At 38.2% G+C, this 25172-nt stretch carries 13 protein-coding genes and 3 tRNA genes; 10 read left to right on the forward strand and 6 right to left on the reverse strand.

Annotated features, from left to right (window positions below):
* Window positions 1-83 precede the first annotated feature (83 nt).
* The 4 genes from DO88_RS13325 (at window position 84) to DO88_RS13310 (ending at window position 1831) form a co-directional block, all read left to right on the forward strand.
* Window positions 84-159: transfer RNA gene (locus DO88_RS13325), tRNA-Lys, on the forward strand.
* A 63-nt stretch (window positions 160-222) separates the two neighbouring features.
* Window positions 223-298 (forward strand) — tRNA-Lys (locus tag DO88_RS13320).
* A 141-nt stretch (window positions 299-439) separates the two neighbouring features.
* Window positions 440-1480: a quinolinate synthase NadA gene (gene nadA / locus DO88_RS13315; protein ID WP_007379081.1), complete on the forward strand. Its 1041-nt coding sequence runs from the start codon at window positions 440-442 to the stop codon at window positions 1478-1480.
* Between the two features lie 261 nt (window positions 1481-1741).
* Window positions 1742-1831 (forward strand) — tRNA-Ser (locus tag DO88_RS13310).
* A gap of 140 nt (window positions 1832-1971) precedes the next feature.
* Here the strand turns inward: DO88_RS13310 and DO88_RS13305 are convergent.
* The 3 genes from DO88_RS13305 to DO88_RS13295 form a co-directional block, all read right to left on the reverse strand.
* Window positions 1972-4653, reverse strand: a complete 2682-nt coding sequence (locus DO88_RS13305; RefSeq protein WP_033038404.1) for a CHASE domain-containing protein — start codon at window positions 4651-4653, stop codon at window positions 1972-1974.
* 300 nt (window positions 4654-4953) lie between these two features.
* A complete protein-coding gene (locus DO88_RS13300; protein ID WP_033038405.1) occupies window positions 4954-11133 on the reverse strand; it encodes a pectinesterase family protein in 6180 nt (2059 codons plus the stop codon).
* 135 nt (window positions 11134-11268) lie between these two features.
* Complete coding sequence (locus DO88_RS13295) at window positions 11269-14232, reverse strand: TonB-dependent receptor (RefSeq protein WP_033028325.1); 2964 nt, start codon at window positions 14230-14232, stop codon at window positions 11269-11271.
* A 511-nt stretch (window positions 14233-14743) separates the two neighbouring features.
* On the opposite strand from DO88_RS13295, the gene DO88_RS13290 reads away from it, so the two are divergent.
* Complete coding sequence (locus DO88_RS13290; protein ID WP_033028324.1) at window positions 14744-15607, forward strand: alpha/beta fold hydrolase; 864 nt, start codon at window positions 14744-14746, stop codon at window positions 15605-15607.
* Between the two features lie 13 nt (window positions 15608-15620).
* Here the strand turns inward: DO88_RS13290 and DO88_RS13285 are convergent, their stop codons facing one another.
* Window positions 15621-16574 carry a dihydrodipicolinate synthase family protein gene (locus DO88_RS13285; protein ID WP_033028323.1) on the reverse strand — a complete coding sequence of 318 codons (954 nt, stop codon included), beginning with the start codon at window positions 16572-16574 and terminating at the stop codon, window positions 15621-15623.
* Window positions 16575-16626: 52 nt separating this feature from the next.
* The gene (locus DO88_RS13280) at window positions 16627-17799 is read right to left on the reverse strand and encodes a phytanoyl-CoA dioxygenase family protein (RefSeq protein ID WP_033028322.1); all 1173 of its coding nucleotides are present in this window, start codon (window positions 17797-17799) and stop codon (window positions 16627-16629) included.
* A gap of 95 nt (window positions 17800-17894) precedes the next feature.
* Between DO88_RS13280 and DO88_RS13275 the strand changes: the two genes are divergently transcribed.
* Entirely contained in the window at window positions 17895-18557 is a 663-nt protein-coding gene (locus tag DO88_RS13275; RefSeq protein ID WP_033028321.1) for a TetR/AcrR family transcriptional regulator, read from the forward strand.
* A gap of 57 nt (window positions 18558-18614) precedes the next feature.
* On the opposite strand, the gene DO88_RS13270 is transcribed toward DO88_RS13275, so the two are convergent.
* Window positions 18615-19004 (reverse strand): DUF2750 domain-containing protein, encoded by a 390-nt coding sequence (locus DO88_RS13270; RefSeq protein ID WP_033028320.1) that lies wholly within the window; start codon window positions 19002-19004, stop codon window positions 18615-18617.
* A gap of 224 nt (window positions 19005-19228) precedes the next feature.
* Between DO88_RS13270 and DO88_RS13265 the strand changes: the two genes are divergently transcribed.
* The 4 genes from DO88_RS13265 to DO88_RS13250 all read left to right on the forward strand — a co-directional run bounded on the left by DO88_RS13265 (window position 19229) and on the right by DO88_RS13250 (window position 25096).
* Window positions 19229-20272 carry an alkene reductase gene (locus tag DO88_RS13265; RefSeq protein ID WP_033038407.1) on the forward strand — a complete coding sequence of 348 codons (1044 nt, stop codon included), beginning with the start codon at window positions 19229-19231 and terminating at the stop codon, window positions 20270-20272.
* Between the two features lie 194 nt (window positions 20273-20466).
* A complete protein-coding gene (locus DO88_RS13260; protein ID WP_008139144.1) occupies window positions 20467-22836 on the forward strand; it encodes a TonB-dependent receptor domain-containing protein in 2370 nt (789 codons plus the stop codon).
* 74 nt (window positions 22837-22910) lie between these two features.
* A complete protein-coding gene (locus tag DO88_RS13255; protein ID WP_033038409.1) occupies window positions 22911-24038 on the forward strand; it encodes an alkaline phosphatase family protein in 1128 nt (375 codons plus the stop codon).
* The gene (locus DO88_RS13250; protein ID WP_033038411.1) at window positions 24035-25096 is read left to right on the forward strand and encodes an alkaline phosphatase D family protein; all 1062 of its coding nucleotides are present in this window, start codon (window positions 24035-24037) and stop codon (window positions 25094-25096) included. The genes DO88_RS13255 and DO88_RS13250 overlap by 4 nt, the downstream gene beginning before the upstream one ends.
* Window positions 25097-25172: the final 76 nt, after the last annotated feature.

Raw genomic sequence — 25172 nt, forward strand, 5'->3', positions numbered from 1 at the left:
TTCTTTATTCCTTGTGAATACTGTTTAGCATCAGTCGGCGGATTTACGTAAACTTCATTCTTAACTGAATAAGTGCATAGAGCGGGTTATTAGCTCAGTTGGTAGAGCAGTTGACTTTTAATCAATTGGTCGATGGTTCAAATCCATCATAACCCACCATTCTATGAAAGTTTTAATCGGCGGATTTACGCAGCTTTTTACAAAGCAAATTTATATTAGAGCGGGTCATTAGCTCAGTTGGTAGAGCAGTTGACTTTTAATCAATTGGTCGATGGTTCAAATCCATCATGACCCACCACTCTCTAATACTTTCCTTTATATTCTTTTTTAAATTCCCACTTTATTTTTTATAAACAGCCTCGCTAGTTTGCTGTTATTTGCTTTGATATTCTCGTATAATTCGCCCTAATTAATGCACTGTAGATAAGTGGTCGAGAACATGAGTCTAGCTCAAACTATTATGCCTGAAGGTTATATCTTTCCCCCTAAGCCAGCACCGTTAACACAAGACGAGCAAGGCGAATATAAAGCGCGTATAAAGCAATTACTAAAAGATAAAAATGCAGTACTTGTTGCCCATTATTATACCGATCCTGAAATTCAAGCACTTGCTGAAGAAACCGGCGGCTGCGTTGCCGATTCGCTAGAAATGGCACGTTTTGGCGCACGTCACGATGCAGATATGATTATCGTCGCGGGCGTAAAATTTATGGGCGAAACAGCTAAAATATTAACACCCAATAAAACGGTTGTTATGCCAACGCTTGAAGCAACATGTTCGTTAGATATTGGTTGCCCGATAGACGATTTCTCTGCGTTTTGTGATGAGCACCCAGATCGTAAAGTTGTTGTATATGCAAATACCTCTACTGCGGTCAAAGCGCGTGCCGATTGGATTGTAACGTCATCGTGTGCACTTGAAATTGTAGAGCACCTAGATGAGCAAGGCGAAAAAATCATTTGGGGACCAGATAAGCACCTTGGTAGTTATATTCAAAAAAATACCGGTGCTGATATGCTTATGTGGAATGGTGCATGTATTGTACATGACGAATTTAAAACTAAAGCTTTAAAAGATATGAAGGCGCTACACCCAGATGCAGGCGTATTAGTTCATCCAGAATCGCCAGCAGAGATTGTTGCACTTGCCGATGCTGTAGGATCAACGAGCCAACTCATAAAAGCTGCGCAAACAATGCCCAACAATAAATTTATTGTTGCAACCGATCGCGGTATTTTTTATAAAATGCAGCAACTATGCCCAGATAAAGAGTTTTTCGCGGCTCCAACGGCAGGTGAGGGCGCTTCATGTAAAAGTTGCGCTCATTGCCCTTGGATGGCAATGAATGGCTTAAAAGCGATTGAGGAAGCCCTAATTGACCCTAAAGGCAAAGAAGTATTTGTTGATATGGATTTACGCGAAGGCGCACTTAAGTCACTTAATCGCATGCTTGAATTTACCGCGAGTATGGCTAAGTAACCTAAACTCTGGCTAGAGAAAATAAATTTAAATATCATCATATTCAATACGTAGTAAATCTCTTAATCAGAGTTCAGGTTAAGTCATTTTAAAGTTTAAATTAAAAACGGTTAAATCTTGAATTTAGCCGTTTTTTTTACTTAAACGTAAGTTATTGCTTGATAAGTAAGCACTTGAAGGTTCATATTTAAAAATGCCTTGCACCTTGTGGGCCTATTTCATACTATAGCGTGCCGTTGCATTATACAATTGCAACACTGTGGAGGGATGGCTGAGTGGCTGAAGGCGCACGCCTGGAAAGTGTGTTTAGGTTTATCCCTAACGAGGGTTCGAATCCCTCTCCCTCCACCATTATTCTTAAGGCCCAGTTATTAATTTAACTGGGCTTTTTAATGTAAAGTAAACTTTGCTCAACTATTGGTTAGGCGCGACAAAGTAATTTGGAGTATGTTGTTAATTCAATCTACTTAAACTTGATTTGTTGAGGCATATCAAATGTTTTCCTCTGTATTATTCATATGTAGTGCTTTTATTAATTCTTGTTTTTCAATAGGCTTAGAAATATAGCCATCAAAAAGTTGTTTATACAGTTCTTTTTGTTCAGTAAAAACATTGGCCGTTAGGGCTATAATGACTTGTTTACTATTTATTTTTTTTATTTTTTTACAGGCCTCAAAACCATCCATTTTCGGCATCTGAATATCCATAAGAATAATGTCAGGTAACAACGATTCATATAATGCAATTGCTTCAAGCCCATTATTAGCTATTACAATATTGGCTTTAGTCGGCTCTAACATTGCAGTTGCAACCAGTTGATTAATTTTGTTGTCTTCTGCGATTAAAATTGTTTTGTTTGATAAATCAGGAAATTCTAAATACTTTGTATTTAGATCTATTGCTTTTATATTTGCTTTCTTCAGTGGTAAATAAACACAAAATTGGCTTCCAGAGTTTAATGTGCTGGTCACTTTAATTTCACCTTTCATGAGGCTAATTAACGATTTTGTTATTGGTAAGCCAAGCCCTGTTCCACCATATTCTCTGGTAGTAGACGTTTCTGCTTGCTCAAAGCGTTCAAATAATCGATCAATTGCATTTTGTGATATACCAATGCCTGTATCTGAAACAATGCCGTATATTTTATTATCGTCAGTTAACTTAAACTCAACGGTTACACCACCTTCGTGGGTGAATTTAATGGCATTAGAGATTAAGTTAATGAAAATCTGTCTCAGCCTAACCGGATCACCTATCCAATAGTTGTGATCAATATTAGATATGAAACGTAAGTAAATGCCTTTCTCATTAGCAAAAAGTGCGAGATCCGACTCTAAATGGTTTATCAACTCATTCAGTTCAAAGTGCATGCTTTCTAATGATAATTTACCGGCTTCGATTTTAGAAAAGTCGAGAATATCGTTGATGATGGTTGTTAATGCTCTTGTTGAGTATAATGATTTTTTTAAATATTCTTGTGATTTTTCATTATGTGGCTGCTCTTGTAGTAGTTGCAAAGTACCTAAAATACCATTCATTGGAGTACGAATTTCGTGACTCATATTTGCTAAAAACTCTGATTTAGCCTTAGAGCTTTGCTCTGCTAATTCTTTTGCTTGTGCAAGTGCTTCTTCATGTTTTATTTGCTGTGTTAAATCAAATGCGATACCTAAAAAACCAACTACTTGACCTCTATTATTAAGCAATGAGGTAATGCTTAAATTAATTTGGATATGCTTACCGTTAGAATCTATGTATGTCCATTGGTTTATATCAGGTTCGGTGGGGGTTGCTTTAACGACAAATACTTCAAAGCCAGGTTTAACAGGTTTGTTTAATTCTTTTGTTAATTGCTGCGCTTTTTTAACTACTTCATCTTCTACATGAAAAATACTCGGGTTTTTAATACCAATAATTTCGCTGGCTTTGTAGCCAAGTAGTTTCTCTGCAGCAGGATTAAATTCAGTAATTAAGCCGTCTTTGTCTGTAGCAATAATAGAGTAACTCGCACTGTCTAAAATACTGCGTTGTAAAGTACTTATATCGGCTATTTGTTGGGTGCGTAACTTTACTTCAATTTCTAGTTTTGAATTTGCTTGTTCAAGTATTTGTTCGTGCTTTTTAGCGGCTTCTACTTTGAGTTTTATTCTTTGTGCCCTGCGATAAAAAAATAGCTGTAGAGCGAATATAAAAAACATTGAGAAGACGGTTAAAAAGACTCCATCAACGAGTGCTTGATATTTATTAGCTAAATGGAGGTTGGCGATAAAAGATTGAGAACCATGCAGTGTTACTTTCCAGCTTCGTCCCATAATATTGATAGTATTAGAAGTTTGAAACGCGGTGTTATTATTCTTATTGCCGTAATTAAAAAAGGTAAATTCAGTACTGTTATTTAAATCACTGATGCTTAAACTATTTTCGTCTACTTGAGAAAGTGACTCTAAAATATTATTAATTAATAGAGGGGCATAAGTCCAACCTACTAATTTTTCTAGGCGGTGTTGTGTATTTTTTGGCACGATATTTTGTTGATATACAGGGAGTAAAATCAAAAAACCTTGCTGTGGTTTTTTGTCAGCCTGTACTAAGGTAATTGGCGCCGATAATTGGGTGCTATTGTTTATTGCTGAGTTGAGTGCTGCTTGTCGGCGTATGTTCTCAGAGCCAATATCAAGACCAAGTGCTTTTGAATTATTTTTTTCAGGAAAAATATACTGAATAATAAAATGCTCATCGTTGTCGTCTTTGAGTGACTTTAAACTAAAGGTATTATCGGGCCGCTCGTTTTTAGCGTGTTCTAAAAATTGATCTAAATGCGCTGGTGATACTCTTTTAATAAAACCGATACCATCTGCACCAGGGAATTCTAAAGCATAATTTCGGCTATTTGAGTAGTTTTGCATCGCTTGATAATTTAAATTATCAATGCCAATACCGTGTATAAATCCTTTTAAGCCGAATAGCCCATATTGATATAAATTAACCCTATTGATGATACCTGTGGATAATGAGGAGAGTCGGTTGTTTAGAGCCGTTGAAATAACAGCATTACGTTCGCGTTGATATTGAATATGCTGAGAATAAGTGAAAGTAGCACCTATAATGAGGATAATAATTTGGATGATTACTTGTAGTAAAAGCCCATTATTAATCCTGCTTTTTGCAAGCATTCATTCGTCCTTTTATATGTACTTATATAAGCGTTTAGTATCTTATGCTCGGACTAAATATAGCACTTATTTTGAATGTTACAACTTAGGCTTTTTTTGTAATTTATATAATGGACAATACCTTATAGAGTTGTATCTACTTGAATTCGAGGTAATATGTTAATCTTAAGTTGTCACTTATTGTGTTATTTGAGCTGGACTTATGTGTAATAAGAAATAACTAAAAATGTAGTTTTATATTAAAGATATAAAAATGAAAGCCCCATAGAATCAACATAAAGGGCTTTTTACTTGGGAAGGTTACTGAATTGTTAGTTCATCTATCGTAATAGTTGCCTCACTCTCTGTACGGATAGTTATAAAAGAGGTTGGTGTGGCAACAAAACCATCAACAGTATAGGTTTGCCCCAGTACTAGCTCTTCCAGCTTTATAGAGTAAAACTTAGAACTACCGTTATGTATTGAATTAGCACTTCCTGAAGTATTGTTGTCTACGTATATCTGAAAGCTTTTAGCTGTATTACCGCTTACAGCATCCACCTTGAACGTTACTTGGTAGTTATTTGATAGGTCTAGTAATCCGCTTGTTTGCGTATCGTCACCCGTGGTGTTAATGGTCGGTGTTGTATTTGCAATACTAATACGTGTACCGGTCATGGTTAGTTTTCCGTTACTTACCTGAACACTGCCTGTAACACGGTGAAATAGGGGGGTGTTGCTCCCTGCAAGGCCTGATAAGTCACGGTAACGATTACTGAAAAATTCATCAGCGTTGTTTGCAGAAAAATTTTCAGTAAATGGTAGCCCTAACGGCTCTTGAATCGGCGGCTCTATAGGCTCTTCAATCGCTGGGATATCTAAATCACTTTGATCTATTTTACCAATACCTGCATGCGCAATAATATGATCTTTAATAGCCATAACAGGGGTTAGTGTGTACTCATAAGGCACTTGGTAGCTACTTGTTGGTGTAATTCCATTTTCGGTTACTTCACCCGCTACGTCACCGTCTGGTACTTCACCCCAGGTAACGGTATCACTGAGGTAGTTACCCGATGTATTCCAATAGCCAATAGTATCTGAATAAAACGAGATCACTGGGTTTTTGGTGTTTTCAAAGTAGTTACCTTCTATTTGAAGCTCCGCCCCCATACGTGAATTTATGGCACTAGAGGTAATGTTGTTGTAGTAGTTATTAAATACATGGCCGCGACCGAATCTAAATAAGGGTACTCGCGATACAATATTTTCAAATCGGTTATGGTGAAAAGTAATAAAGCGATTTTTGTTGGTACTGGTGTCATCATCACTATGACCGTGTAATGAGGTTTTCCAGCTATCGTGTAAGTAGTTATAAGAAATTGTGATGTTTTGCGCGCCAGATTTAGAATCAATTAGGCCATCATAAAAATCTTGATCTGAGTCTAGCGATGAATATAACTCATTGTGGTCAATCCAGATATTAGAGGTACTTCCGTTTTCATCACCTTCAATTGAAATACCATCCTTACCACCGGTAAGCACTTGATTAATTTTTAAATTTTGAATTATGATATTATTCGCTCTGCGAATTTCGATGCCAATACCATCCAAATGACCACGATCTGCTACGCCCACAATAGACACATTATCCATATCTTTTATCTGAATTGATAAGCCATCACCGCCACTGTTCGCATCAGTAATAACACCATCAACATAAATGATAATAGGTGTACTGGTTGCTTTTGCTTCACTTAATGCTGCTTTTAATGATGAGCCATTATCTACAGTTACCACAGTGCCATTAGTACCACCGGTCACATCAAAGTTATAACCAGCAAATCCTAAATTCACGTTAACAGGTATTACTTTTACAGGTTCGTCAGGTAACACTGGCACTGGTAAAGGGGTTGGGGTCCACCCTGCGCCATCGCCATAACTTGCAAAAATACTATCACGTTCAAGCAGTTGAGCTACTTCACTTGTTTGTAAAATATAACCACCATTACGGGTGCTTAAATCTAGTGCGTTACCTTGCATATCCATGCTGCCGTATTCACGCCAGCCGCTTGTTGCTGAAGGTGCTTCTGGATTTGGAGCTGGTTGATTTTCAACACCTTGAATAGCCCAGCCAACAGTTGCAATGTGGGTATCAAACTTGTTATTGATAAGGGTTACATTATCAAAGTATGAAGAGCTACCACTACTGCGAGCAAGATATGTTGAATTGTCTAGTACGCCATTACCAATAGGGCCAGGACCATTGGTAAACTCATTGTTTAAGAAAATAAAGCCAGGATCGGTTTCTACCGGTACACGCGCTTGTAAAACGTAGCCACCTTTGGTGTCTTGGGTTGGATCACCATTTTTAGAATCACCTAGGGTACGTATTTCGCTATCTTCAAATAACGAAGTAACTGGGTATCCCCATATGAAGTCTACGTTACCGGCAACTAGCGTGTTGTAAAACCAAGTATAGCCTTTTAGTAGTAGGGTATCTTGCTCACTAATAAAGTTTGCGTTGTTGGCAACCAAACGATATTGGCTATTGAAATAAATAGTTTCAGCTTGATTTGATACGCTGTTACTACGAATGTGCGTGTTTTTTAACGTTAGATTGTTAATAACCAGCATATCTGTGCCTTCAACCAAAAATACACTACGGCCACCGTTTGGAGTACCACCGCCAAGTGCCGCGCTACCACCTGAACCGCTATTAAGTGTTTCGTAGTTTTCGTACTGAATAATAGTGTTGTTTTGGCTTTCACCTTGTAGCGTTATATTATTTTTATTGCGCAGAAATAGCAGCTCATTGTAAGTCCCGTCTTTTATTGAAACCGTTGTTTGCTCATCTTTATCAAGATGCTGCATTGCAAAATTAAGTGCGCCTTGCACGGTTCTAAAGTCAGCAACGTCATTATCGTCAACGAGTAGCTCATTTCCTGCTGGGATATTTACTTTGGTTGTAAATGTCCACTGACTGTTATTGCCAAGTCCAGCGAAATCCATGTCATTTAATTTAGCACCAGTAACAACGTCGTCACCGATAACTACACGATAAGTTTGGCCGTACTCAAGCACACTGTTGCGAGGCTTAATGATTAATGTATTGTCCTCTAAGCTAATAGGGAAGTAATTTACAGCACGTATGCGATCTTGCCCAGGGTAACCAATTACATCGATGTTTTTACCTACTTTTAGGGTATCAACTAAAGTGTCATCACTTTGTTTATAAATCCTAACTTCGCCAAGACTACCTAAGGTTGGTGTTACACCGGTAGTATCAAAATCAATTGAAATTAACGTATCAACAAATTGATTATCTGCTGATTTTTCAGGCATTAGCTTACCGCTTAGGTCACCATAATCGGTGCTTGGCATCACAAAGCCTTCGACAACATTTACTTCAATCGTTCTGATTATTGTTTCATCAGAACCTGATACAAACTTAATTGTTGCTTCACCAGCACTGAGCGGGCTTAACGTAACTACATCGCCTGAGACATCAGCAGACACTACGTCTTTATTACTCGATGTAACGCAGAAGGTATCGGTTGTAACACCATCGTTTTTAATTGCTGTCACATTAATTATGAACGGATCAGTGGTTGTACTGGCATCCCATGCAGGATCTTTATAATCAAGGGTTAATTGAATTGGCTTAATACTTGGATCGCCGACTTTAACGTTATCAAGTTCAAATGAGCGGTTGTTAGTAAACAAACCAATTAGGCCACGAGCGCTATACGTGCTGTCGCTAATTGTGCCCATTTTTTCACCATTCAGATATGCAGTAAGTTCTGAGTCTATCATTTCAAAGCGGGTGGTATACCAAACGCCATCAGTTGTACCGCCTTTTTCACCTAATAAGATAGGAGACTTAGCTTGTACAGGTCGAGAAATAGAACCGTCAACAGTCACAGCCACTTCTACTTGTGTGCTACTTGTTGAGTTTTGTACATTTAAGCCACCAGCAAGCCAGTTGCCTTCACTTTCATAACGAGCCATTAAGTAGAGCTGTTTGCTCGCTGTTGTACTGTTTTGACGTGGTCGAATATCAGCTTCAAAAAAGTAGTTACCGGTATCTGGCACATTTTGTAATGCGTCTTCAGTGGCTAAAATGAGTTCACCACCAACACCACCGGCGGTGTAACGCATAACGTTGTTACCACTTAAATCTAAAATATCAAATTCACCCACGGCGCCCGCTGTGTTATCTGGTTTTGCAATAATTTTCCAGTTGGATAAATCGCCTGCTGAAAAGTCATCACAAAAATACAGCTCAGGAGAGCTATTACATTTAAACACGCTCGGATCGTCTAAGTATTCGATACGTAGATTTTTAATAACAACCGTTCCGCCATTTTCAGTACGCAGCTGTAAAAATGAAGTTGCTGTTGCAATTTTACCTTCAACAACTAGCGTAGTGTCAGGTACTAAGGTGTTAATTAATTCATTGTAAAATTTTGAGCTAGAGCCATGAATTGACTTTGAGCTGCTAGAGGTATTGTTATCCACGTAAATTTGGAAGTTATTATCACCATCAGGATCGCTCACACTCACGATATCTATCAAAATTTGATAGGGGCGCGATAAATCAAAGCTACCAGTTGTACTTTGATCTGTTTCGGTCGTCTCTACATTTGGCGTTGTATTACCCATTGTAAAGCGGCCACTATTAATTTCTAAACCGGTATCAATAACAGAAACCGATCCACCTGTCTTTTTAAACATAGGGACGATAGAGCCGTCAGCTGCAGTAATCGCGGAAAAATCAGTTGAAAATAAATCACCTGTTACCGTTGTAAAATCAGTAACAAATGGGAATGGCGTTGTCGTGTCTCCCCCTGTTGGTGGTGTGGTTGGATCAGTAGGCTCTTCAATTTCAGGTACATCTGTGGCAACCGTAATTAACTCTAAATTATCTAACGTAATTGATGCCGCGCTATCAGTTCGAATCTGTAAAAATGAGTTTTTAATCTCTGCATTTAATACGCCTTGCGCGCTTTCGCTGTCCAGATCAGGGCCTGTTACTACGTCTTCACCTGGTTTATAGGTATATGTAAAGCGTTGACCTTGAGGTAAATTTTCAGCTGTAATAGCTTTTGAATAAAATTTAGATGCTTTGCCATGTACTGAGTTGTCTTGGCCAGTCGTATTATTGTCAACATACAATGACAGAGTACCCGCATCATTATGGGCAATAACATCAAAGCTAATTGTAAAGCCTTCACTTAAGTTATAAATACCTTTACCCAATGTGTCACTTGGGCTTGTTTCTTTGCCTGGCAGTGTGTTACCAATACTAAAGCGGTCGCCTTCAAGCACTATATTGCCATTTTCAGCATCAAGTTCTAAGCTACCACCGGTTTTGAAGTAAAGAGCAGCACTGCCAATCTCATCACTTACGCTTTTATAGGTAGACTTAAAGAAGTCTTCAGTGGTGGTGTTAAAATCTTCAATAAGTGCTTTGCTGTTCTGTTCTGCTAAATTGTTGAGGTTTTCAAGCTCAATGGCAGCTTGCTCTTCACTAAATACGATAATGTTATTTTTAGCATCGTCGTTACTATCGCATTTTGCAATCATGTCGCTAAGCGATGCGTCATCAGATTGGTGGCACAAACTATACACACTATCAACCGTATTAAATGAACGTGAAATTAGGTATTGTGTATTTGACTCACCATTAACAGCAGTTGTAAAAGCGAGTACGCGATCACCAAATATAAATTCATAATTGCCGTTGCCAATAATTTCACCATCAGCTGTTCTAGTAAATGTGCCCGTGGAGTTAGTATCATCAGCGGGGCTAAAATTAAGTATTTCAATACCGGCAGTACTGCCTTTTACCAAAGGGTTGTATACATCACCGGTAAATAGTGACAAGTTAAATGCATTAGGCTGTGTACTGTTGTATTGCTTATACACAAAATCAACAAAATGTAATATAGCCTGATCAGCATCAATGAGTTCCGTTGTTGGTGTGCCTGCATTTGCTAGCCAAACGTTTACATCTGCCGCAAATTCATCTTCACTACGACTAAAATAATCGGTAATTGTTTGGCCTTCTGATAAGTTGATCGTTGCTGCATCGGCTGCTGTGGCACTAATGGTAATACCGTTACTCACATCGCCATCACTATCAAGTGATTGAAATAATCGTAAGCTGTTTACAACAGCAGGATGAAATACAGTATCGGTTGAAAATAAATTTAAAGGTGACAAGATATTACTTGCCGCAATAGATGGAAACGCAATATCTCCTATTGCAAACGTAATCGCTTCGCCGCGAAAATAGTTAAATTGACCGTTGGCATCGGTTACACCATCAGGTACTGATAAACTTGTGTAACTTAAGCCTGCAACAGGGCTATCTACAAAGGTTCCTTGAATAGCAGGGGCGGGTGCTTCTTTAACGTTAATTGAACTTTCTTCCTGGCATCCCGTTAATATTGTACTGAGTAATAATGTGGTGATTACACTTATTTTTGTTTTCATACATCCCTCCAAGGATGAACTTTTTAGCTTCTGTGTTGGCAGTGTGTGATGCACACGTAGAGTGTGCTAATTTTTAGTTTTGTGTATTTAATCTGTACTCTGGTTAAGAGATTTATTATTTAGAGTTCAGATTATTTAGTAGAATTTATAATTCATACCAAGTTGAAAGGTTCGTCCATAGTTCTCACGCTGATACAGGACAGCACCACCAGATAGCTCATTACCTGCGAAATAGCGAAGATCAGATTGATCGGTTATGTTAATTGCATCAAAGTAAGCGCTTAGGTTTTTGCTAAAGTCATACTTGAGTTTAAAATCTACGGTAGTAATTGCGTCTTGATATATATCCGCCCATTTTTTACATTCGTGGGGATCAGATATATTTGCAGAAGCAGGGCAAGCACCAACTTCTTCAAGGATTTTTGAACGGTAATTACTGATTAAACGAAGTGACAAATCGTCATCTTCCCAACCGAAAGAGATGTTAGCAGTAATATCTGCTTGTCCAGGTAGTGGCATTTTATCTACACGTATAGAATCGTCTAGCGTTGCTTCACTGCTTACTACCGTCATATTACTTTGCCAAAACAAACCATTTTCAAAAAATTGATTAAAGCTCAATTCCATACCATAAACATTGGCAGTGTCACCATTGAGTGTGATATCTACTTGATTTAGTTGTAAGTCTTGTAAAATTGCAAACTCAGAAACTTGATTAACGGGCAATGTTAAAGGCAATTCATCCAAGCGCATTTGAATACCTGAAACATCAACGATAAAATTATCAATATCCTTATAAAAAACAGCAAGTTCCATAAAGAGTTCTTTTGAAGGATACCAACCAATTGATGCATCGAAGTTAGTTGAGCTCATTGCAACTAAGTTTGGATTACCTACTTGTAATGCGTTATCAGGGCCTAAAACATAGTTTTGTAAATCAAGTGTGCTTTGGCCATCCTGCGAATTAAAACAGTCATTGGTGGCTGGATCACACAAGCTAATGTCATTATCAAATTTCGCATAACCACGTGCTTGTTTAAACGAAGGTCGGGTATAACTAGTCCAAAGTGATGAACGTACTAATACCGTATCAGATGGCTCATACCGTATATGCATACTCGGAAAATATTCACTGTAAGTGATACTACTTTCGGGAAGGGGGACAGCTAGATCGAGTGTGTTTATACCATCGAACTTCCAATCATCATTCTCAAGTGACATAAAACCAGTGGATGAGAATTCAGTGTGCGCATAGCGTACCCCAGTGATTACTTTTAAGTTATCCGCTAGACGTAGCTCAGTCATTACGTAGGCGGCATAAGTATCTTCGTTTAATGTATAATCTTCTTTAGTACTATCAATTGACGTTTCGCCACCGGTGGCACTTTCGCGCGTAATTGATGTTGCATCAACCATGTATTCCATTTGTGAGCGAGATACAAACGGATAAGAGAAATCACTATTATTAGGTATTGCGTAGTCATAGTTAGTTATATTAGAGTTAGCAACAGTAATACAAGTTTCATCCCCATTGCAGTCACTATCATCAATGCTATAACTCCAGCGATCTTTGTTGTTATAGTGCTCGCGTTCATTATAAGTACCACCAAACTTGATATAATTTATATACTCCGAGTCAAACTGTTTGGTTAAATCTAATTTTAAGCTACTAATTTCGTCAGTACGAGTGCTGTCCTCCATAAACAAGTTATCGTATTCCATGTTGGAAAGATTGCTTAAATCTCCATCAGCTTCACCGTTGAATACATCGCCTTCGTCACTTAATGCAAACCCGCCTAACTCAGCGGCTTCTGCGGGAGTAAGTACACGTGCCACAATACTGTTTTTAGACGCTTTGCCGTAGACAATATTTTCCCTTTCACGAAATTGCACACGACGGTCACCTACAGACTCATCATCTGTTTTTGAATATGCATACTCATAATTTATTTTCCAGTCATCACCTACGTAATTTTCACCCCCAATACTCATATTAATAGTGGTTTTTTCGCCTTCTTGAACAAAATATTGGTTCATTACGTCAATGTCAGACAGTGCAAATTCTTTAGTTTCTGAATTTACATAAATAACTTCGTCATCTTGGTCGCCATTATAAAAATTATAGAATTCACGTAGTGCTATATCTTCATCTGTATAGTTTGAGTAATTGGCACGTAAATAGTAGAAACCAGAGTCTGTTGGTTTAAATTCGATATTAACCGTTGCGGTAGTTCTTTCCCTATTTGCTATTTCACGGCGGTTTTCTAATTGCGCAGGAGCTAAAATTTCAGGTGCGCTTTCAATGTCTTCCGCAGTTAGGCCTATTCCACCTTTTAAAAAATTTAAATCACGGGTACTGTGATGCCTATTTTCATCCACTTGTGTTTTACGATCTTCGTAAGATAAGGCAAACCCAATACCAATGGTGTCATCAAGAAACAATTGAGTCCCATCAATACTAAATTTAGGAGAGTGTTTTTCGCGCAGCTCATTGTAAGCGTCTTGAATTTTTATTTTTAGGGTATTCTCACCTCGATCATACGCAGAGATCGATTTAACATTTACAGCACCACCAATTGAATTTAGGTTCATGTCAGGAGTCAGTGTTTTAAAAACTTCAATGGAACCAAGAGAATCACTCGTTATACCGTCTAAGCCTACTTTTCGGTCATCCCCTGCGCCAGATAACTCAGCACCGTTCATATTTATTGCTACAAACTTAGGTCCTAAACCACGAACAGCTACGTATTTCCCTTCTCCTTCACTTCTTTCCAGTGTTACACCTGGCATTCTTCTTAATGATTCTGCTACATTTTGATCAACAAAGTTACCCATGTCATCAGTTGCAATAACTGAACTAAATGCATTACTGTCTCGCTCAAGTGCACGTGCTTTTAAATCAGCTTGGTAAATACCGGTAACACTAATAATTTCAATATCATCTTCTGGTGTTTGAGGTTTACCGTCTTGTTTCGATAATGTACTAGAGATCGGCTTTTCTTTATTGTTAAGCTCATCAGCGGTTGAAGAGCTTTGCCCATAAGAGGGAAGGGCTAATAATAATGCAGCTGCTATTGTGCTGAGTCTCATGCTTTTCATGATTTTTCCTTTATATAAGAGCGTTGTGTGTAACAAAAATGATACTTAGATGCTCACTGCCACCGGTGGCATTTGTGTTTTATGACGTTAACACTTCATTAATAAATATGTCAATCGTTTAATATTCGGGCAGTTGGATTGTGACTACGTAGTTGAATATAGTTATAAAGTATTATTTGAAGTTTTAGTGTGTGTTATTTAAGGCGCTGTAATCGTGGTTTGTTCATACTTTTAGATGTGTTCTAATCAAAAAAGAAAATAAATCAGCTTGGGTCGTTAATCTACTTATTTAAAATTTATTACAAATACGAAAAGAGTATAAGGTTTTGTGCTAATAAACTTTTTATAGTTAAAAAAAGCGACTGACTGTTTAGTTAGCCGCTTTTTAAATTTATTTAGGAGCTGTTGATTTTTTCGGATTAAAATTTTTCCTAAATATCAATTTTATTACCTCTTCATATCACTCTTATGATAGAACTACACAAATAAATAATAAAAATTAAGCTAATACATGGTTTCCCTACAGCAGTGGCAGTCTCAGGGTTCATTTACCCAAATTAATGGTCATCAAATATTTACAAAAGTAGCCGGCGATGTAACAAAACCTGCGCTGCTTTTAATACATGGCTTTCCAAGTGCTAGTTGGGACTGGGAAGGTATGTGGCAAGCGCTTAGTGAACATTATTTTGTAATTACACTCGATATGCTAGGTTTTGGTTTGTCAGATAAACCTAAAAATGCAGGCTATAAAATTACTGAACAAGCCGACTTATATACTCAATTTTTAAAAACGTTAAATATTAATGATATACATATTTTAGCTCATGACTATGGCGATACAGTGGCTCAAGAGTTATTAGCAAGGCAAGTACATAATCAAAGTGCCATAACGATCAATAGTGTTTGCTTTTTAAATGGTGGACTGTTTCCAGAAGTGCACAAACCCTTATTTATACAAAAATTATTATTATCTAAGTTTGGTTGGCTAGTGCCAAAATTAATGAATAAACAAAAATTTGCCAATAATTTAGTGACTATTTTTAGTAAAAGTACACCCCCTTCAAAACAAGTGGTAGACACACTTTGGGAGTTGCTAATTCATAAAAATGGTTTAGCCGTTATGCCTAAACTCATTAGTTATATAAAGCAGAGGCAGCAAAACAGAGAGCGTTGGGTTGGTGCCATCATAAATAGTAATATACCACTTACGTTTATAGCAGGCGCAGAAGATCCCATCTCTGGTAAGCACATGATTGAGCATTATAAAAAGCTGATCCCCAATGCGCGCGTACAAGAGTTTGTAGAGCTTGGGCATTATCCGCAAGTAGAAAATCCAGATGCAATTACGCAGGCTTACTTGGCATTTAGAAATTAACTATTAGTACAATTTAGATTTTTATAGAAGCTAAAATTTTAGCTATTTTTTCTTTTGATTCATAACTGATAGGCGCTAAAGGGCTTCTTACCGTTGCGTGTATTGGTAATCCCAAAAGGCTGAGTGCTTCTTTAATATTTGCATGAGGGCTGGTTACTGACTTTATTAGTGGTTTAGGACTACGAATTAAAATATTAAGCAGTGAGTTTTGCACACTTACTGAAATATTCAAATTATTAGCAATCGGTAATACAGATTTTAATACTGTACGATGTTTATTTATCTCTTTAGTGTTATTTAGATTTAAATCTTCAAAAAATGCAGCAGCCTGCATGGGTAAAATAGTTGCTATAGGACAAATTGCACCCGCAGCACCATGGGCAGCTATATGTTCGTACACCAAAGTTAATCCGCTAAAGTAACGAGTATCAGGCAATTTATTTAAAACGGTGCGCGCTGTTGCTAGATGTAATGAGCTATCTTTAATACCTATAATATTTTTAATACTTAGCAGTTTTATTAATTGTTGGTTTGAAAAATAATGCCCTGTAATCTGAGGGAAATAATAAAAAAGGATAGGTGAAGTTGAATGCTGCGCTATGTTCTTAATCGCTTTTAAGTAGTTTTCAAAGCTTGATTTATAGTAAGGAGTTAATAACAGTAATATATAACTCGAGTAATCTTTATAAGCAGTAATTTTTTCAATTGCTTGCGCGCTACTGTATGCGTTTACGCCTATGATAAGTGGCTTTTTATTTTGCACTTTATTGTAAGTGTACTGAACAATTTTAAGTTGTTCTTGATCAGAAAAATAAGGGAGTTCACCACCACTACCTAAAATTGTTAAGCCGTGTATATCTGTATCTAGGTAATAACCTAAACATTTATCAAACCCTTTAAAATCGATACTCTCATCTTCTAAAAGGGGAGTGTGGATCACTGGGTATATTCCATTTTTTATAGTCATATTGATATCCAACTAAATATTAGCTCCTAAAATTATTAGGAGCTAAGTGATTTTATATACTTAAATCAAGTAAGTTATAATCTTTAATCTCTTGTTTTGCCAGATCATCCCAATCAAAGGTTTTATTGGCTTCAGCAAAAGGTTGATATTGATAAGGTGTTTCGTCAGGGAAGTGCTGTTTTCTAGCATCTATTGCATAGCCAAGTACTTTTGATCTCTGCTCAATAAGTGACTCATCGTAAACTTTAGCTTCACAGTGCATTCCAGAGCCCATGACACCTAATACAGATGAACGTTTATGGAACCCAAAGTTAATAGTAACGCGAGGCTCAAATCCAGAGTTAGCGAATGAACCATGCAAAAGCTGTCTATTACAAATAACAACATCACCGGGATTACAAATTAAAGGCACCATTCCAATTAAGCGCTCACTGCCTGCTTCGGCAACCATTTTTTTAATATCAACCCTACCAACCTTATGACTTTTAGGTAAAACCCACACACCATTTACAGCAGTACTGCCAAAAACTTGCGCCATAAAGTTAAAGCCGTGTATGTCTTGATCAAAATTTTCATTTTCCCAATGAGTATCACCATCTTGGTGCCATGAAACGGCAGCGCCTACGCCAGGATCTTTAATAAAAAGACATTCATGAAATGGGGCAAAATCCTTACCATTTATTGCCTCGGCCACTTTTAATAATTGAGGGTGCGCGTACGTTCTTAAGCATGACTCAGAAAACTGCAGTGAGCCAAGCAATACAAAAGGCGAAAACGCAGGCAGATCGTCAGCAGCTTCAGGTTCAAATAATTTTACTTGGTGTCGGCCATTAGCGATTGCGGTTCCGCCAAGTGGATCTCCAAGTGATTTTGACCAAATTAAATTAGGTGCTTGATTATCAGCACCTAACGCTGGTTTTCCATCTGCGGTTGTTTTTCCATACGGTTCTAAAGGGAAGGTTTTTTTTAATTGGGCTAGTTCTATTTCTATCTCGGCGAGCTCTTTTTTATCAATTACGTTTTCGAATATATAAAAGCCGTATTCTTGGTATTGGCTTTTAATGTTTTGTGCTAAATCACCATATTCATCAAACTCAATAGGGCCTCTATTATTCATAGCTAAAGCATTTTTTTCGCCATTAAGTAAATATTCTCGCATTTCATTGGCATTTTCACCGTAATGTGAGGCGCATGCATCAATCGATCTTGTTATACTTTTAGTCATAATGTGTCCTTAACGTATTTCACAGTTTTTATTGTAAGTAAAACTTAACCTATAATAAAAACTGTGGTCAAGCTGTTTTTCTATGGAGAAAATAAATGGAGCAACTAAATATCGCTCGGGGTAATAAAAAAAGACAAGAAAACAAAGAGTTGAGAAAGGTTGATATACTAAAGCATGCCCGAAATCTTATTGCCTCTAAAGGCTTTGATGCGTTTACATTAAGCGAATTAGCCACTGTTGCAGGTGTTTCAATACCAACTATTCATAATTTATTTGGTAAAAAGCATGATATCTTCAAAGTGCTGGTCGAAGAAATGGTCATTCGCATTGAAAAAGTTATACTACAGCCCGACATGACAAACCCAATAGAAGCCGCTATTGCGTTTATAGATAACTTACTCGAATTATTTAAAAAAGATGAAGCGTTTTACCGAGCTGCGTTTGTTGCTGGTGAGCGTAGTAATTTATTTGAACATAAACAACCGACAGGCATTTTTAGTCAATCGCTAAAAATAGCAGAGCAGCTATGTATTTCAGCTAAAGAAAAAGGCTTTTTGAATGGTCTTGTTGATAGTAAATGGTTAGCAAAGCAGCTGTTTGGTTGTCAGCGACTAGCTCGCCAAGATTGGGTTAACGGGTATATTGATTTACAGCAGTACAAAAACCAAGTGCTGATAGGTATGTTTATTACTTTTAGTGCTGATGCAACAGATGAGTATAAAGTTGAATTGTTAAATAAAATTGATTCACTGACATAAACGTATAAAAATGCGGCCTACTTTACAGTGGCCGCGTTTTAAATTTAGTAATTAGGTTTAATATTTTTTCTTCGGTGCTCTTAATTGTTTTTCAAATTCATCTGAAAACAATATCGTGCCGTCGTCTTCCTCAGTAGGAAAGGCAGCAATAAGTAAATCATCCTCTTCAAGGCCTGGTGTCCAGCGACTAAACCAATCAGCAAGTGGAATTGCTTTAGCGCTACAACCAACCCATTCGCCAGTTGCCCATGCCTCTGCAAATTCGCGAGTTGGCCAAACTGGAACACAGTCGTCATCTTCGTTGGCAAGCATAACGCAGCCATCATCATCGTTTAAAATCCATACTTGTTTAAATTGTTGTACGGTTTCGAACATATAGGCTAGGCGTTTTTTTGCCCCAAGCCCTAAAATTACTGCTTGTTCTTCACTTAAATTTGGCGTTGTCATAATTAGCTCACTCTTAATTACTATATCTAAATTATATGCACACAAGTATATCGAGTTATATGACAGAGTGTTGAAAAGTTGTTATTTAATTTCAGCAATGCAGATCTAATTTGTATATTGACCAGTATAAGTCCTCACTAATTTGAGCGATCATTCAAAATAAGCTTGAATGTTTGTAAAAAGGCCACATTGTAGTAAGCATATACTTAATGAAGGATTAAAAAATGACAACCGATCTACTTGCTCCGTTTAAACTAAATAACACGATTGAGCTTAAAAACCGCGTAATTATGGCGCCATTAACGCGTTGTATGGCTGACGATAACTTAGTGCCAACACAAGATATGGTTGAATATTATGCTCGCCGTGCCGAAACCGGTTTAATTATTAGCGAAGCAACTATTATTCGTCCAGACGCGCAAGGTTACCCAAATACACCGGGTTTATTTACCAGTGAGCAAATTCAAGGTTGGAAAAAAGTAACAGACGCAGTGCACGCTAATGGCGGCAAAATGTTTGCACAGCTTTGGCATGTTGGCCGTGTTGCACATCCTCACTTTTTTGATGGCGATGTACTGGCACCATCGGCAATTGGCGTTGAAGGCTCTGTGCCTCGTATGCGTGAGCTTACATACATCACACCAAAAGCAGCGACTATAGATGACATTAAGGGCCTAGTAGCTGATTACGCAAAGGCGGCAGAAAATGCGATTGAAGCGGGTTTTGACGGGGTAGAAATTCACGGTGCTAACGGGTATTTGATTGACCAGTTTTTACATTACGCTGCAAATACACGCAGCGACGAATACGGTCAAACGCCTGAAAATATGTCGCGTTTTGCACTAGAAGTAACCGATGCAGTTATCGCCGCTGTAGGTAATGAGCGTACTGCTTTACGTGTTACACCGGGTGCTTATTTTAATATGAGCGAAGATAACCGTGATAAAGCGGTATTTGATTACTTATTACCAGAGCTTGAGAAGAGAGATTTAGCATACTTACACGGTGGTATTTTTGACGACAGTACAACGTTTGAATCGCTTGAAGGTAAAACAACGTCTGAATTTTTACGTGCAGGCTACAAAGGTACATTAGTAGGCGTTGGCAGCTATACTTTTGAGTCAGCAAAAGAAGCAATTAACGATGCTAAGTTTGATCTTATCGCTATTGGTCGCCCGCTTATTGCAAACCCAGATTACATTAGCAAAATTGCAAACGGTGAAGAACTAGTACCTTACAGCGATGAAATGCTAGCTGAATTAAAATAACAGCTAAATATCATATTTAGTTATTAAGGCACCTTAAGCCAAACCTTTGGGTGTCTTTTTTTGTACATATTCCCGCCATAAATCTTCCATATTTGTTTAACCTTTATGTAAATAAAGTTCATCCTCGTTGTCATATTTAAAATTCATACTGTGCTCGTTTTCATATTTCATAATTAAAACTAAACGGGACAACAATGTACGCCTTAAAAAACAAATCGCTATTGAGCATGGCTATTGCCATGGCTGTATCAACATCTACTTATGCTAACGACAGCACCATAGAAGAAGTAACCGTTGTAGCTAAACCAACGAGCTACGCTAACAATGTTATTGAGCCTGCAATGCTTGAGCAGCAAAGTTCGGTATCGAGCATATTATCGGTTATTGATAACTTACCAGGTATTAGCATAAACGAAGGTGATGCATTTGGTGGCGACGATTGGTCTACTACAATCACTATGCGTGGTTTTAGTATTGATGGGAACCAACAACAATTAGGAATGACCGTTGATGGCATTCCCAATGGTGGCTCTAATTACGGCGGTGGTGCTAAAGCTAACCGTTACTTGGAGAGCGAAAATTTAGCAACGGTAGAAGTAGGTCAAGGTACGTCTGATATTAAGTCGGCTTCACTTGAAGCACTAGGCGGGACATTTAACTTTGTAAGTAAAGACCCAAGCCTTGAAAAAGGCACTACCTTTGCTTATACATCAGGCAGCCACGATGCCACGCGTTATTATATTAAACACGAAACAGGCACTGTTTTTAATAACACACAAGCGTACGTAAGTTACTCGCAAACAGATACAAGCCGCTGGATTGGTTCAGGCAGTAATGGGGGCAAAGACAACCAACACGCTGAGCTTAAGTTTGTATCTAATTTTGACGATTTAACACTTACTGGTCGTTTATCTTACGATGATGTAAGCGAGACAAACTATAACAGCGTAAGCCTTGAGCAGTTTGAACAAACACCCGATTGGGATCAGCTAACATGGAATTGGACAGGAGTTCCGCATTTTGACCAAATGTTTGCAGAAGGTTGGGGAACGCTTCGTGAAAATACCTTAGGCTATTTAAAATTTGAATACGCGATTTCGCCAACTTCATTATTAACCGTTAGTCCTTATTATCATAAAAATTCAGGTCGCGGCGATTGGATCCCACCTTATTTAACAACGCCGGTTGATGAAAATGGCGACCCAACAACCGAAGGTGGCACTAATGCAGGCTCTTATGGTTTTGCTGATAGTGAAGGCAACCCGCTTGCACCCAATGCCGATTGTACGCAAAGTTTGAGCTGGCCATGGGAGTCGGGTCCTGGTTTAAATCCTGCGTGTTACGATGCAACAGCAACGCCAGTTATGTCTTACCGCCATACGCATTACAACAAAGATCGTTTAGGTGTAACGGCAAATTACCAAGCTACATTTGGTGATCACGATATCGAAGCGGGCTTTTGGTATGAGCAAAGCGAGCGTGATGAATCGCGTGATTGGCACAAAGTAATTGATGCGCGTATTTATCATCACTTTGATAGCACGCCTTACTGGACACAATACAAAAACACTTTTGATACCGATACATTCAAATGGTACCTACAAGACTCGATTAATTTTGGTGACTTAACATTAAATATTGGTGCAAAACAATATTTAGTTGAATTACAAAAATACGACCACTTTGCTAACGAAAGATCAGATAAAGTAGATAGCGACTCAGACGTGTTATTTAGTGGTGGTGTATTGTATCAGCTAAATAACAGCACAGAATTATTTGCTAGTTACAGCGAAAATTTTTCAGCAATAAAAGACGGTGTACTTGAGCGAGATAGCTCAACACTTACAAACATAGAGCCAGAAACTGCCGACAACATCGACTTTGGTGTACGTTACCAAGCCGACAGATTAACCCTTACAGCAACAGCTTACAGTGTTAAGTTTGATAACCGCATTACCTTTATTGCCCCTGGTAGTGGCACAGATGGGATTGATTACACCATTGGTACAAATGGCTCGTACGTAAATGTAGGGGGTATTGACTCAAATGGGCTTGAGCTTGCAGCAAGCTATATGTTAACACCAAGCTGGAGCGTGTACTCGTCGTATACTAATAGCAGTTCTGAGTATTCGTCGGATGATCCAAATGCATACGATTCACAGGGTGTAATATTAAGAGATGAAAGTGGTAATGAGGTAGCACCGAGCTTTAGAAAAGGCGACAGCATAATAGATTCATCAGAGGATTTATTTGTGGTATCTACCGATTACTTTAGCGATGGCTTTCGTGTTGGTTTATCGGCTAAATACACCGGTGAGCGCTTAGGTGCATGGCAAGACGAAGACACTCGCACGCGTAATAAAGTAGACGGCTACACCGTACTTGATTTTAATGCAGGTTATTCAACTGACGTAGATGCAGGTCCGTTTAAAGCCATTGACGTATCGTTTGTTGTTTATAACGTTACTGACAAAAGCTACTTAGCAGGTGGTACTGGTAACGGCGCTACTTATTACATTGGCGCGCCACGCACCGCAGCAGTTACATTTACCGCTGACTTTTAATTAAGTTTTAGTAATTGAATTAAAATAAAGCCCATCATTGATGGGCTTTATTATATGAAAGGGGGCAAAACGCGATGAAAACGATTTTAAAAGTAACACTATTTAGCTTAAGTGTATTAGCGAGTAACTTTGCAACAGCAGCGCAAAATGTAGTGCTGGTAACGCTTGATGGAGTACGCTGGCAAGAAGTATTTAATGGGGCTGATAATAGCTTAATGAATAATACTGATTTTGTTAAAAAGCCAGAGCAATTAAAGACCCAGTTTTGGGCAAAAGCAGCAAATGAGCGCCAGCAATTACTAATGCCTTTTTTAACGCAAGTAGTGGCTAAAAAAGGGATTATAATTGGCGATAGAGCTAACGGCTCTACTATGTCTGTAAGTAACCCGTGGTATTTTTCATACCCTGGTTATAACGAAATACTCACCGGTGAAGTTGACGAAAATATAAATAGTAATAACAAAGTGCTCAACCCAAATAAAACTATTTTAGAGCGTTTAGATAAGTTACCTGAGTTTAAAGATAGCACAGCCTTATTTGGTAGTTGGGATGTATTCCCATACATTGTAAATACTAAGCGCAGTAACGTGTATGTAAATGCAGGTTTTATGTCAATTGAAGAGAATTTATTCACAGATGCGCCACTGTTAAATGCGCTACAAAACGAAATCCCCAGTCCTTGGTATAACGTACGACTAGACAGTTTTACATACCGCTTTGCTAAAGCATATATGTTGGCTAAAAAGCCTAAGTTGTTAGTGATAAGCTTAGGCGAAACCGATGACTTTGCGCATGATGGTCATTACGATCAATACCTTAAATCGGCAAGGCAAAGTGACGCGTTTATAAAAGACTTATGGGCAACCATTCAAACTACAGCGGGTTATAAAAATAACACCACACTAATTATTACTACTGATCACGGCCGTGGCAATAATGCCAACGATTGGCAACATCACAGCTCTAAACGTGCACTTGCTGAGCTAGAGTTAGGTGAAAATACCTACCCAGAAGGAATTATCGGCTCTGAACATATTTGGCTTGCAGCCATTGGCCCCGCAATAAAAGGTAGTGGCTTAATTAAAACTAAAAATGAGCTTAAACAAGCGCAAATAGCGGCGACCGTTTTAAAGGCGCTTGGGCAGAATCCAAATGAAATAAATTCAAATATGGCGCCTGCAATTAGCGAGATTTTAAAATGAAGAACCTATTAAAACCATTAACCCTAACTGCCTTGGCGTTGAGTTTGGTTATTAGCGTAAGTATTACTGCCGCGCCATCTAAAATTCTATTTGGTTCGTGTGGGCATCAAGATAAAAACATACCCATATTTAATGCAATTAACAAAGAGCAGGGGGATTTGTTTATATTTTTGGGTGACAATATTTACGGCGATACCAACGATATGGATGTACTTGCCGATAAGTACCAACGTTTAGGGGCAAAGCCTGGTTTTAAAACGTTAAAAGCGCAAACGCCTATCATTGCTATGTGGGATGACCACGATTATGGCCAAAACGATGCAGGTAGAGAGTATCCGCATAAAGAGCTATCACGTCAAATTATGCTTAATTTTTGGGATGAACCTGTAAACTCAGCGCGTCGCACTCGCCCTGATGGAATTTATACCTCGTACATGTATGGTGAAAATGAGCAAACCATACAAGTAATAATGCCTGATTTACGTTGGAATCGTGATGCGCTAAACCATGTAGGTGAGCTTGAATACTACACTAAACGCAAGTTAAATAACCAAGGCCCGTATAGTCCCAGTGAAGTGAAGGGTGCATCCATGTTAGGTGAAGCCCAGTGGCAATGGCTTGAACAAGAGCTTAAAAAGCCTGCTGCAATAAAATTGATTGCCTCAAGCTTACAGCTTTTACCCGATTTTACAGGTTGGGAGTCATGGGCAAACTTTCCTGAAGATAGAAACCGTTTATTTGCATTGATTAAAAAGCATAAGGTAAATGGGGTCGTGATCATCAGCGGCGATACGCACTGGGGTGAAATATCAAAGTATCAGCAAAACCTTGATTACCCATTAATTGAGATGACCAGCTCTGGCTTAACTGAAAAGTGGAAAGATGTAAGCCCTAACAAACACCGAGTAGGGAATTTTACTCATAACGTAAATTATGGTGATTTAAGCATTGATTGGCAGCAAACTGATCCCACTATTTCACTTAAATTAAAAGGCGTTGATGGCGAAGTAATAATGCAAAGTGACTTTAGTTTATCAAGTATTAGCCCTTATAAATAAACTCACTACTACGCACAGTATATAAAATAGATGCTGTGCGTATAAAAATCTGTAAATTAGTTCTTAACTCTCTGAT

Origin of the sequence: Pseudoalteromonas sp. S3431, from assembly GCF_000690035.1 — a bacterium.
In the GTDB taxonomy this organism is placed as follows: domain Bacteria; phylum Pseudomonadota; class Gammaproteobacteria; order Enterobacterales; family Alteromonadaceae; genus Pseudoalteromonas; species Pseudoalteromonas fuliginea.